The sequence below is a fragment of the Microbacterium sp. p3-SID336 genome (assembly GCF_025143365.1).
Lineage (GTDB): Bacteria > Actinomycetota > Actinomycetes > Actinomycetales > Microbacteriaceae > Microbacterium.
Genome location: NZ_JALXPE010000031.1, coordinates 38,208 through 49,118 on the forward strand (window position 1 = coordinate 38,208; position 10,911 = coordinate 49,118).

Here is a 10,911-nt window from a genome sequence, read left to right on the forward strand (position 1 = left end):
CGTGCTGTACCTCGACCACGCCGCCACCTCCCCTGTGCGCCCCGAGGTGCGGGCGGCCATGGAGCCGTACCTCACCGCGGTGTTCGGCAACCCCGCCAGCCACCACACCGCGGGCGAGGCCGCGGCATGCGCACTGGAGGATGCCCGCGCGCGGGTCGCCAGGGTGCTCGGCATGCGCCCCGGCGACATCGTGTTCACGAGCGGCGGCACGGAGGCGAACAACCTCGCGGTGAAGGGTCTCGTCCTCGGGGCGCTCGCGGCGGGGCGTCGGCACCTGGTGGTCTCGCCGATCGAGCACGAGTCGATCCTGGAGTCCGCGGCGTACCTGGCGCGGTTCCACGACGTCGCGGTGACCGCGGTGCCGGTCGACCCGCGCGGACGGATCACTCCGGAGGCGCTGACGGCCGCGATCCGACCGGACACAGCGCTGGTCACGCTCGGCCATGCCAACAACGAGATCGGCACGGTCCAGGACGCGGCGGCGCTGGGCGCGGTCGCCCGGAGTCACGGTGCCCCCCTGCACCTCGACGCCGTGCAGTCCGCCGGCTGGCTGCCGCTGCACGGACTGGGCGCGGACGCGCTGTCCCTCGCGGGGCACAAGCTCGGGGCGCCCAAAGGCACAGGCGCTCTCGCCGTGCGCGGCCGCCTCCCGCTCGAACCGGTGCTGCACGGCGGCGGGCAGGAGCGCGGCCGCCGCTCCGGGACTGCCGACGTCGCCGGTGCGGTGGGCCTGGCGACCGCCCTCGAGCTCGCCGAGCAGGAGCGTGCGGCGACGAGCACACGGGTGGGTGCCGCGACGGCCGCCTTCGTCGCCGAGGTGCAGCGCCTCGTGCCGGAGGCCGAGCTGACGGGCGACCCCGTGCACCGGCTGCCCGGCAGCGCGAGCTTCACGTTCGCGGGTGTCAGCGGGGAGGCCGTACTGCTGGAGCTGGAGCGGCGCGGCGTGATCTCGTCGAGCGGCTCCGCGTGCGCGGCCGGGAGCGACGAGCCCTCGCACGTGCTGCTCGCCTGCGGCATCGCCCCCGCGGTGGCGCAGACCTCGGTGCGGTTCACGTTCGCGCGCACTCCGCTGCCCGCCGACGTCGCCGTCCGGCTCGCGACCCTCGTCGCCGCCGCCGTCGAGGCCGTCCGGGGGTGAGCCGCGGCCATAGACTCGGCTGGTGACCGCCGCCCCGCTCGTGACGATGATCGTGCCAGGACGCGACATCGCCGCCTTCGCCCCCGCCGCCATCGACTCGCTGCGCGCGCAGACCGAGCCGCGGTGGCGCGCCCTCCTGATCGACGACGGTTCCGCCGACGACACCGGCGCCGTCTTCGCCGCGGCGGCAGCCGACGACGAGCGGTTCACGTTCGTGCAGCACCCCGCCTCCCGCGGCCTCGGCGCCGCCCGCAACATCGGTCTCGCGCAGGTGGACACCCCCTTCACGGGCTTCCTCGATGCGGACGACGAGCTCCTCCCCGACGCCCTGGCCCTGCTACTCGGCACTCTGGAACGGACGGGCAGCGACTTCGCCGCCGGTGCCTACGTGCGAACCCGGCTGCACGGGGACCGCTACGTCGCGGGTCGCGTGCAGCCGTGGGTGGCCGCGGCCACGGACCCCGCGCGGCACGGCACCACGCTCGCCGCGCACCCCCACGCGGTGTCGAACATCGTCGCGTGGTCCAAGATCAGCCGCACGGAACTGTGGCAGGATCTGCGGTTCCCCGAGGGAGTCGCCTACGAGGATCAGGTCGTGGCGCAGACGCTGTACACCCGGGCGCGCGCGTTCGACGTGATCCCCGACGTGGTGGTGCGCTGGCGCGTGCGCCCCGACGGCACCTCGATCACGCAGAGCAAGGCGCAGCTGCCGGTGCTGCGCGACTACCTGACCGCCCTCCGCGGAGGCATCCGCGTGCTGCACGAGGCCGGGGCGCACGCCGCCGTGACGGCGCGCCTCGACCTGATCCTGGCGATGGATGTGGCGCCGCTGCGGGAGATCGCCCGCAGCCACCCCGACCCCGCGTACGCCGCCGAGGTCGCCGCGTTCATCGCCGAGCTCGAGGCGCTGCCCGAGTTCGCCCACGCCGCCCCCGACCCCGCGCTCGCCGACGCCCTGTCGTGGTGAGCGCCTTCGCCCCGAGGAGCACCCCCGCATGAACGACTACCTCGCCTCACTGTTCTCCCTCGACGGGCGCACCGCGGTGGTGACCGGCGGCAGCTCCGGCATCGGCCGCGGCATCGCCACCGCCCTCGCGCGCGCCGGGGCCTCGGTCGTGATCGTCGCCCGCGGGGAGGACAGGATCCGCGCGACCGTCGAGGAGCTGCAGGGGCTCGGATGCCGGGCGGCGGGGGTCGTGGGCGACCTCGGCACGCGCGAGGGCATCCGGGACGTGGCCGAGGCCGCGACCGAGCCCTTCGGCGAGCCCGACATCCTCGTGAACTCGGCCGGCATCAACATCCGCCCTCCCTTCGCCGACATCACCCAGGAGGACTGGGACGCGACGATGACCGTCAACGCGCTGGCACCGTTCCTGCTCGGACAGCGGTATGCGCAGGGCATGGCCGCGCGGGGGTACGGGCGCCTCATCCACATCAGCTCGCAGCAGGCGCACCGGGCGTTCGTGAGCAGCGGGGTCTACGGTGCGTCGAAGGGCGCCGTGGAGTCGCTGATGCGTTCGGAGGCGGAGGCGTGGGGCGGCACCGGGGTCACCAGCAACACCCTGGTGCCCGGATTCGTGCTGACACCGCTGAACGCGCGTCTGCAGGAGGACCCTGAGACCATCGCCGCCTTGGCCGCGCGCACCATGATCGGCCGCAACGGGCTGCCGAGCGACTTCGCGGGCGCTGCCGTGTTCCTGGCCGGCGCGGGCTCGGCCTACGTGACGGGGCATTCGCTGTTCGTCGACGGCGGCCTCTCCGTGCACTGACCCCCGCAGGATGCGCCTCGCCGGGACATCCCCCAGCTGGACGGACAAGCCCGGCGCACCGGCACGGCTGGGCGGACGAGCCCCTCTCACCGGCACGGCTGGGCGGACGAGTCCGGCGCTCCGGCACGGCTGAGCGGAGACACCCGGCACTCCGGCACGGCTGGGCGGACGAGTCCGGCGCTCCGGCACGGCTGAGCGGAGACACCCGGCACTCCGGCTCACCCCTGGGCGGAAGGACCCCCGGCGCACCGCGCGCGCTCACGCCTCGGGCGGGTAGGGCCTGTCCTCAGGGCGCGGCTCGGCGATCAGCGGGATCCCGGCGGTGAGCGCGGCGACCGCGTCGGCACCAGCCGCGTCCTCCGGCGCCCGGTCGGCGCGCCGCGCGGCCAGCCCCGCCTGCACTCCCCCGGTCACCGATCCGGCCGTGCCCGCCGTCTCGATCTCCGTCTCGATCTCCGCCTCGGTGTCGAGCACCCGGGAGGCGGCGACCTGCTGCGCCGCCAGATCGGCGTAGAGCCCGCCCTGTGCCAGCAGCTCGGCGTGGGTCCCCGACTCGACGATCCGCCCCGCGTCGAGCACGTGGATCACGTCGGCGCCCATGACCGTCGACAGCCGGTGCGCGATCGAGAGGGTCGTGCGGCCCTTGGCGGCCTCGTCGAGCGCCTCCTGCACGACCCGCTCGGAGACGGTGTCCAGCGCCGAGGTGGCCTCGTCGAGCAGCAGCACCGGGGGATCCTTCAGCAGCACGCGAGCGATGGCGATGCGCTGTTTCTCCCCGCCGGAGAGGCGGTAGCCTCGCTCGCCGACGACCGTGTCGTAGCCCTTCTCGAACCCGCTGATGATGTGGTGGATGTTCGCGGCCGTGCAGGCGGCGATCAGCTCCTGCTCCGTCGCATCGGGCTTGGCGTACAGGAGGTTCTCGCGGATGGTCGCGTGGAACAGATAGGTCTCCTGCGACACGATCCCGACGTCGTCGATGATCGAGTCGTGGCGCAGCGTGCGCACATCCGCCCCGGCGAACAGAACGTGACCGCCCGAGGCCTCGTAGAGCCGCGGCGCCAGATAGAGGATCGTGGTCTTGCCCGCTCCCGACGGACCGACGAAGGCCACGTGCTGTCCCGGCTCCGCGACGAACGACACCCCCTGGAGGGTCGGACGTGCGTCGGCGGCCGCGTCGGGATAGCGGAACACGACCTCGTCGAACGCGATACGGCCGCGTGGCCCCGGTGCCCGGTCGACGGTGATGGCATCGGGCGCGTCGGTGATCTCGGGCACCAGGTCGAGGTACTCGAAGATGCGGGCGAACAGCGCCGAGGAGGTCTGCAGGTCGAGCGACACCCGCATCAGGCCCATGAGGGGCATGAGCAGACGCGCCTGCACGGTCGTGAACGCCACGATCGTGCCCGCCGTGATCGCCCCCGTCCCACCCGCGATGAAGTAGCCCGACACCAGGTAGATGACGGCCGGAACGCTGGCCATGATCACCTGCACGACCGCGAAGAAGCCCTGGCCGCTCATGGCACGGCGCACCTGAAGCGTCACCTGGTTGCGGTTCTCGGCCTGATACCGCTCGGACTCGGTGCGCTGCCGGTTGAACGCCTTCGACAGGAGCATGCCCGACACGCTCAGCGTCTCCTGCGTGATGGAGGTCAGCTCCGACAGGGACTCCTGCGTCTCGCCGGCGATGCGGGCGCGCACCTGCCCGACACGACGCTGCACCAGCACCAGGAACGGCATCAGCACGACCGCGATCAGCGTCAGACGCCAGTCGATCAGGATCATGGCGACCAGGGAGGCGATCACCGTGACGGCATTGCCGAGGATGCTGGTGACCGTGTTGGTCAGCACCCCCGACACTCCGCCGACGTCGTTCTGCAGCCGCGACTGGATCACGCCGGTCTTGGTCCGCGTGAAGAAGCCGAGCTCCATCGCCTGCAGATGCTCGAACAGGCGCACCCTGAGATCGCCGGTGACGCTGTTGCCCACGGTCGCGGTGAGCCAGGTCTGCGCGACGCCGAGCGCCGCGGAGAGCAGGAACAGCGCCACCATCGCGCCGACCAGCCAGCCGAGCAGCGACAGGTGCGGTCCGCCCCCGTCGACCGGGAACAGCGCGTCGTCGAAGATGCGCTGCACCAGCAGCGGCGGGATCACCGCGATGCCGGCGCCCAGGACGACGAGCACTCCGGTGAAGAGGATGCGCCAGCGGTAGGCGCTGAACAGCGCGACGACCCTGCTCCCGAGGCCTTCGATGCGCGGCGCCTCGGCGTTGAGCCTGCGCTGCGCGTCTTCGTCGACCCCGCGGAATCCGCCGCGAGGTCCGCCCATGCCGCCGCCCATGCTCATGGCGCAAGCGTACCCACGGCCGGGGACACCGCCGATCCGGCCCTTCTGCTCGGAGCGGATTCGTCAAGGATCGGAATGAAATGTCCGCGGCACCCGTTACGCTGAAGGACTCTCGCGAACTCTCGCACGATCCGCTCTTCTCGATGCCTTGGAGGCCGCCCATGTCTGCCGTCGATACCGGCTCCATCACGACGCCTCCCGCCGGGAACGGAGAGATCCCCCGCCGGGACATGCGCGTCATCTGGCTGCTGCTCGTCGCCGCCTTCGTCGCGATCCTCAACGAGACGACGATGGGCATCGCGATCCCGCACCTGAACGCCGACCTGGGCATCCCGCCCGAGCTCGGCCAGTGGCTCACGAGCGCGTTCATGCTGACGATGGCCGTGGTCATCCCGACCACGGGATTCATCCTGCAGCGCTTCACCACCCGCCAGGTGTTCATCGCGGCCATGACCGCGTTCTCGCTCGGCACGCTCGTGGCGCTGGTCGCGCCCGGCTTCTCGGTGCTGCTGGTGGGCCGCGTCATCCAGGCCGCGGGCACCGGCATCATGATGCCGCTGCTGATGACGACCATCATGAACGTCGTGCCCGCGCAGTCGCGCGGTCGGATGATGGGCCGCGTCGGTCTCGTCATCTCGCTCGCGCCGGCGATCGGCCCGACGCTCGCGGGTGCCGTGCTCGACACCTTCAGCTGGCGTGCGCTGTTCGCGATCGTGCTCCCGATCGCCCTCATCTCGCTGGCGATGGGCGCGAAGTGGATGACGAACCTCGGGGAGACGCGCAAGGCGCCGCTGGACGTGCTCTCGATCCCGCTCGCCGCGCTCGGCTTCGGCGGCATCGTGTTCGGCCTCAGCCAGTTCGGCGGCGAGGGCGGCTCCGGCGGCACCGCCGGCGTGATCGCCCTGATCGTCGGCGCGGTCTCGCTCGCGCTGTTCGTGTGGCGTCAGCTCGTGCTGCAGCGCATCGACGACGCGCTGCTCGACCTGCGCGTGTTCCGCTCCGGCAACTTCTCGCTCGCGGTCATCATCATGACGATCCTGGCGCTGTCGATGTTCGGCACGCTCACGCTGCTCCCGCAGTACCTGCAGAACGTGGCAGGTCTCACCGCGCTGGAGTCGGGCCTCATCCTGCTCCCCGGCTCGGTGCTCATGGGTCTGCTGGGTCCGGTCATGGGCCGCGTCTACGACGCCAAGGGCACCCGCCCGCTCCTCATCCCCGGCACCGTGCTGGTGTCGGCCGCGCTGTTCTTCTACTCGACGGTCGGCGAGCACACCGTGTGGTGGCTGCTGATCATCGTGCAGGCGGCCATGTCGGTCGGGCTCGCGATGTCGTTCACGCCGCTGTTCTCGTCGTCGCTCGGCTCGCTGCACCGCTCCCTGTACTCGCACGGCTCGGCGGTGCTCAACACGCTGCAGCAGGTCGGCGGCGCGGCAGGTGTCGCGCTGCTCACCGTGACGTACTCGGCGATCCTGCACGCGGGCGAGAACGAGGGCCTGTCCCGCGCGGTCGCCGGGGCGCCCGGCGCCAGGACGGCCTTCCTGATCGCCGCGATCATCTCGCTCGCCGCGGTCGCGCTGAGCCCCTTCGTCCGCAAGCCGGCGGACGATGCCGGCGACAGCGGTCACGGCGGTCACTGACCGCCCGGTCGGCTGCGACGGCGGCTGCCGCTCAGCGCCCCTTCGGCGCGGGGAAGTGGCAGACGCCGTCGCTGCAGTAACCGGCGCCCTCCCCGTCGAGCAGCTCGGGAGCACCAGGCACCGGCTGCAGCGCGGAGGGCGACAGGGGCTCGGTGTTCTCGGGCGTCTTCTCGGTCATCCCTCGATCGTACGCCTGCCACGGCCAGCCGGCTCCGACGCCTCTTCCGACGGTGTGCAGCCGGGCGTATCCTGCGGGTGATGCGGGCTGCTGCCACCCGGCGGTGACTCCGCACGGCGCGAGGGAGCCGACATGATCATCCGTCCTCCGACGGCGTCCACAGCCGAAGGGCATGTCGCCGCGATGTACGACAGCGACCTCGCCGACGACGGCTTCGTGTTCGCGCACACCCAGGCGATGGCGGTGAATCCCGAGGCGCATGCCGCGTTCGAGGCGCTGGTGCACGCGATCGTGCCGTCCATCGGACTGCGCGTCTACGAGGCCGCGACCCTCGGCGCCGCCCGCGCGATCGGCTCGACGCACTGCCTCCTCGCGCACGGCCGCAAGTCGCTGCGCGCCGGAGTGCTCGACGACGCCGGCCTCGTCGCCTTCGGCGAGGGTGACGATGCGGCCTTCAGCCCCGCGGAGCAGGCTGTCGTCCGGTACGCGGCACGGCTCTCCACCGCCCCCGCGGCGATGACCGACGCCGACACGCAGGAGCTCCGCGACGCCGGCTTCACCGACCGGCAGATCGTCGACATCACCCTCGCCGCGGCGGCACGGAACTACTTCAGCAGGGCCCTGCTCGCCCTGGCGGTCCCGCTCGATCCCGTGCCGGGCCTCAGCGACGCGGTCACCATCGCGCTCACTGCCGGATCCGGCCACGGGAGCCAGGGCGACGGGGCGCCGCCAGCCGATCGATAGGCCGCTGCCCTACCGTGGACGGATGGTCCGACGCACCCTCGCCCGCCTGTACTGGACGCTCAGCCGCTGGCGTCTCTCGGGTGCCGGCGCCCCCGACCGCCCGACCGTGCTGATCGGCGCGCCGCACACCTCCAACTGGGACTTCGTCCTGATGCTCGCGATCGCCTGGCGGCTCGGCATCGACGTGCACTGGCTGGGCAAGAAGAGCCTGTTCCGCGGCTGGCGCGGACCGATCATGCGCGCGCTCGGCGGCATCCCCGTCGACCGTGCCGACCCGGCGAGGGTCGTGAACGACGTCGTCGCCCAGGTGCATGCCGGCACGGTGTTCGGGCTGGTCGTGACCCCCGACGGCACCCGCGGCGGCAACGACTACTGGAAGTCCGGTTTCTACCGCATCGCCAGGGCGACGGGGATGCCGGTGACCCTCGGTTTCGTCGACCGCGCGACGATGACGACGGGCCTCGGCCCCACGATCGACCTCACCGGCGACGTCGCCGCCGACATGGACCGCATCCGCGCCTTCTACGCCGACAGGCACGGCGTGCGCCCGGAACGCCGCACCGAGCCCCGGCTGCGGGAGGAGACGGGCGGCGCCGACCGCGCCTGAGGCGACGACGCGCAGCGACCCGGTCCCCGTGTCCGCAGGACCGCGGCGGAAGCGTCTCGACCGAGTCCGTCGCCGCCCCTGCTACTCGGGCTTCCGGGCGTGGGCGCGCGCGTAGGCGAGATCGTCGTCCGAGAGCTCCTCGATCATGCCGACCACGGCCCCGGTGATCTCGCGGATCTCCTCACGGACGTCCTCGTCCAGGTGCCGGGAGCCGCTGCCCACGACCGCGCGCCGCGCGTCATCCGACAGCTCCGGCCACCAGTCGTCGATGGGAGGGAGTGTCATCGTTCATCCTTTCCGAAAGCGATCCCCGCCCCACGCGCGCGGAGGTGGACAGCGCGGGATCGTGCCCGCGAGACTGAGCCCATGACAGCAGAACCTCGCGGTGGCGCGGAAGAGCGCGACGACCGCGACGACGGACGTGACGAGACCCCGAACGAGCGCGCCGATCGCAACTGGGACGAGCTGCTGCAGGAGCTGCGCGTGATGCAGACCGGGACGCAGATCCTCACCGGGTTCCTGTTGGCGGTCGCCTTCCAGCCGCGATTCACCGACATGGACGAGGTGCAACGCGACCTGTACGTGGTGCTGGTGGCGCTGGCGGCGATCGCGACCATCCTCGCACTCGCCCCGGTCGGCATGCACCGGGCGCTCTTCGGCAACCGGCAGAAGCCGGATCTGGTGCGCGTCGCCGCCCGCATCGTGAAGATCGACCTCATCGTGATCGGCGCCCTCACGATCGGGGTCACGACACTGATCGTCGACTTCACGGTCAACAGGACGGCGGGCGTCGTCGCGCTGATCGCGGCGCTCGTGCTGGTGGTGGGGCTGTGGATGGCGCTGCCGGGGTTCCTCCGGCGCGCGCGCGCCGCACGCACCTCCGCAGACGCCTGACCGCCGCCGCCGAGCGCGGAGGCGCTGCGACGACGGCGGTCGACGGGCATCGGGCTCAGCGCCCCGCGGGACTGCGGTTCTCGGCGCTCACCATCCACGCGAACTGCTCGAGCCGCTCGATCACCGCATGCAGCAGGTCGGCCGAGGTGGGGTCCTCCTCGTCGACGTCGTCGTGCACCCCGCGGAGGGTCGCCACGGTGGCCTCGAGCCGCGCGGTGACGAGGTCGATCGTCTCGGTGGTCGACACCTCCCCCATCGGGAACTCGGGCAAGGTCGTGGTCTTCGCGATCGTCGCGCTGCGGCCGTCCGGAACGGCGTGCAGCGCACGCATCCGCTCGGCGATGGTGTCGCTGAACGTGCGGGCGTCCTCGATGATCTCGTCGAGCTGGCGGTGGGTGTCGCGGAAGTTGCGCCCGACCACGTTCCAGTGCGCCTGCTTGCCCTGCAGCGAGAGCTCGATCAGGTCGACGAGCACCGCCTGCAGGTTCTTGGCGAGGGTCGGCGATGCCGTGAAGCCCTTCTCTGCGTTCTGCTGGCGGGTGGTCTTCGCGCCGGCGGACGCGCCGCTCTTCGCGGAGCCGCTGATCTTCTTGCTCTTGGTCTCTGCCATGATGTGTCCTCCTGCCGCGACCGTAGCCGCGCCGGCGACCTCCGATCGAGGGGGTTGACACCCGGCGGCGCCCCGGTCGACGGTGGCCATGACCCCCACCGCGAGAAAGGCGGAAGAGTGAGCAGCAGCACCCAGCAGGATCGACCGGATATCGTCATCGCACCGATCAGCGATGAGGACGCGGGAGAGGTGTTGACCGTCCAGCGCGCCGCGTTCGTCTCCGAGGCCGCGATCTACGGCAGCGTCGACATGCCACCGCTGACGCAGACCCTGCCCGAGCTGGAGGCGGAGCTGCGCTCCGAGTCAGGATTCACGGCCAGGGTGGACGGACGGCTCGTCGGCGCGATCCGCTACGTCGAGCGCGACGATCTGCTGCTGATCGGCCGCATCGCCATCGCCCCGGACATGCAGGGCGAGGGCATCGGGCGGATGCTGCTGGAGGCGGCGGAGAACGCCTCCCGGGCCGGCGTCGCCGAGCTGTTCACGGGAAGTCTGAGCGAGGCGAACATCCGGCTGTACGAGTCGTGCGGGTACGTCGAGCACGAGCGGGTGCCTGACGGCGACGGCACCGCACAGGTCTTCATGCGCAAAAGGCTGCGAGGTTAAGCGCCAGGGCGACAGGACGCAAGGGGGTGGAGCCGACCGGCGCCACCCGGAATCGTGTCCCGGACATGTCGCGACCGCGGCATGACCCGACCGGAAAGGAGAGCCCCGTGCTCACCCTCACCGACAACGCCACCGCCATCCTGTCGACTCTCGTGAGCCGTCAGAACGACGCACCGGACGCCGGTCTGCGCATCCACTCGGCACAGGCCCAGGACGAGTCGGGCGCCGCCCGCCTCGCCGTGGCTGTGACGGCCGACCCCGAGCCCGCCGACCAGGTCGTGGAGATCTCCGGCACACGGCTCTTCCTCGACGAGGCCGCCGCGACCGCGCTCGACGACAAGGTCCTCGACGCGGGCGTGGACGACGAGGGCTCCGTCTCCTTCGC

General features: G+C 71.9%; 13 protein-coding genes. 9 read left to right on the forward strand and 4 right to left on the reverse strand.

Annotation, left to right across the window (positions count from 1 at the left end):
• Nucleotide 1 precedes the first annotated feature (1 nt).
• The 3 genes from M3C17_RS10875 to M3C17_RS10885 are packed head-to-tail and all read left to right on the forward strand — an operon-like array spanning nucleotide 2 to nucleotide 2,907.
• Nucleotides 2–1,138: a cysteine desulfurase family protein gene (locus M3C17_RS10875; protein ID WP_259977735.1), complete on the forward strand. Its 1,137-nt coding sequence runs from the start codon at nucleotides 2–4 to the stop codon at nucleotides 1,136–1,138.
• A 22-nt stretch (nucleotides 1,139–1,160) separates the two neighbouring features.
• On the forward strand, nucleotides 1,161–2,105 hold the full coding sequence (locus M3C17_RS10880; protein ID WP_311198444.1) for a glycosyltransferase family 2 protein: 945 nt from the start codon (nucleotides 1,161–1,163) through the stop codon (nucleotides 2,103–2,105).
• 28 nt (nucleotides 2,106–2,133) lie between these two features.
• Nucleotides 2,134–2,907, forward strand: coding sequence for an SDR family NAD(P)-dependent oxidoreductase (locus tag M3C17_RS10885; RefSeq protein WP_259977736.1), 774 nt, complete (start codon nucleotides 2,134–2,136; stop codon nucleotides 2,905–2,907).
• A 258-nt stretch (nucleotides 2,908–3,165) separates the two neighbouring features.
• On the opposite strand, the gene M3C17_RS10890 is transcribed toward M3C17_RS10885, so the two are convergent.
• A complete protein-coding gene (locus tag M3C17_RS10890; RefSeq protein ID WP_259977753.1) occupies nucleotides 3,166–5,244 on the reverse strand; it encodes an ABC transporter ATP-binding protein in 2,079 nt (692 codons plus the stop codon).
• A 167-nt stretch (nucleotides 5,245–5,411) separates the two neighbouring features.
• On the opposite strand from M3C17_RS10890, the gene M3C17_RS10895 reads away from it, so the two are divergent.
• Nucleotides 5,412–6,887 (forward strand): MDR family MFS transporter, encoded by a 1,476-nt coding sequence (locus M3C17_RS10895; protein WP_259977737.1) that lies wholly within the window; start codon nucleotides 5,412–5,414, stop codon nucleotides 6,885–6,887.
• 31 nt (nucleotides 6,888–6,918) lie between these two features.
• Here the strand turns inward: M3C17_RS10895 and M3C17_RS10900 are convergent, their stop codons facing one another.
• Nucleotides 6,919–7,065 carry a hypothetical protein gene (locus M3C17_RS10900; RefSeq protein WP_259977738.1) on the reverse strand — a complete coding sequence of 49 codons (147 nt, stop codon included), beginning with the start codon at nucleotides 7,063–7,065 and terminating at the stop codon, nucleotides 6,919–6,921.
• 132 nt (nucleotides 7,066–7,197) lie between these two features.
• Between M3C17_RS10900 and M3C17_RS10905 the strand changes: the two genes are divergently transcribed.
• Both M3C17_RS10905 and M3C17_RS10910 read left to right on the forward strand, forming a co-directional pair.
• A complete protein-coding gene (locus M3C17_RS10905; RefSeq protein ID WP_259977740.1) occupies nucleotides 7,198–7,809 on the forward strand; it encodes a carboxymuconolactone decarboxylase family protein in 612 nt (203 codons plus the stop codon).
• 22 nt (nucleotides 7,810–7,831) lie between these two features.
• Nucleotides 7,832–8,416, forward strand: a complete 585-nt coding sequence (locus M3C17_RS10910) for a 1-acyl-sn-glycerol-3-phosphate acyltransferase (protein WP_259977741.1) — start codon at nucleotides 7,832–7,834, stop codon at nucleotides 8,414–8,416.
• An 81-nt stretch (nucleotides 8,417–8,497) separates the two neighbouring features.
• Here the strand turns inward: M3C17_RS10910 and M3C17_RS10915 are convergent, their stop codons facing one another.
• Nucleotides 8,498–8,701: a hypothetical protein gene (locus M3C17_RS10915; RefSeq protein ID WP_259977742.1), complete on the reverse strand. Its 204-nt coding sequence runs from the start codon at nucleotides 8,699–8,701 to the stop codon at nucleotides 8,498–8,500.
• 81 nt (nucleotides 8,702–8,782) lie between these two features.
• On the opposite strand from M3C17_RS10915, the gene M3C17_RS10920 reads away from it, so the two are divergent.
• On the forward strand, nucleotides 8,783–9,310 hold the full coding sequence (locus tag M3C17_RS10920) for a DUF6328 family protein (RefSeq protein ID WP_259977744.1): 528 nt from the start codon (nucleotides 8,783–8,785) through the stop codon (nucleotides 9,308–9,310).
• A 55-nt stretch (nucleotides 9,311–9,365) separates the two neighbouring features.
• Here the strand turns inward: M3C17_RS10920 and M3C17_RS10925 are convergent, their stop codons facing one another.
• Nucleotides 9,366–9,920: a Dps family protein gene (locus tag M3C17_RS10925; protein WP_259977745.1), complete on the reverse strand. Its 555-nt coding sequence runs from the start codon at nucleotides 9,918–9,920 to the stop codon at nucleotides 9,366–9,368.
• 117 nt (nucleotides 9,921–10,037) lie between these two features.
• Between M3C17_RS10925 and M3C17_RS10930 the strand changes: the two genes are divergently transcribed.
• Nucleotides 10,038–10,526, forward strand: a complete 489-nt coding sequence (locus M3C17_RS10930; protein WP_259977746.1) for a GNAT family N-acetyltransferase — start codon at nucleotides 10,038–10,040, stop codon at nucleotides 10,524–10,526.
• A gap of 107 nt (nucleotides 10,527–10,633) precedes the next feature.
• On the forward strand, nucleotides 10,634–10,911 hold a 278-nt coding region (locus M3C17_RS10935; protein ID WP_259977748.1), incomplete at its 3' end, for a Fe-S cluster assembly protein HesB.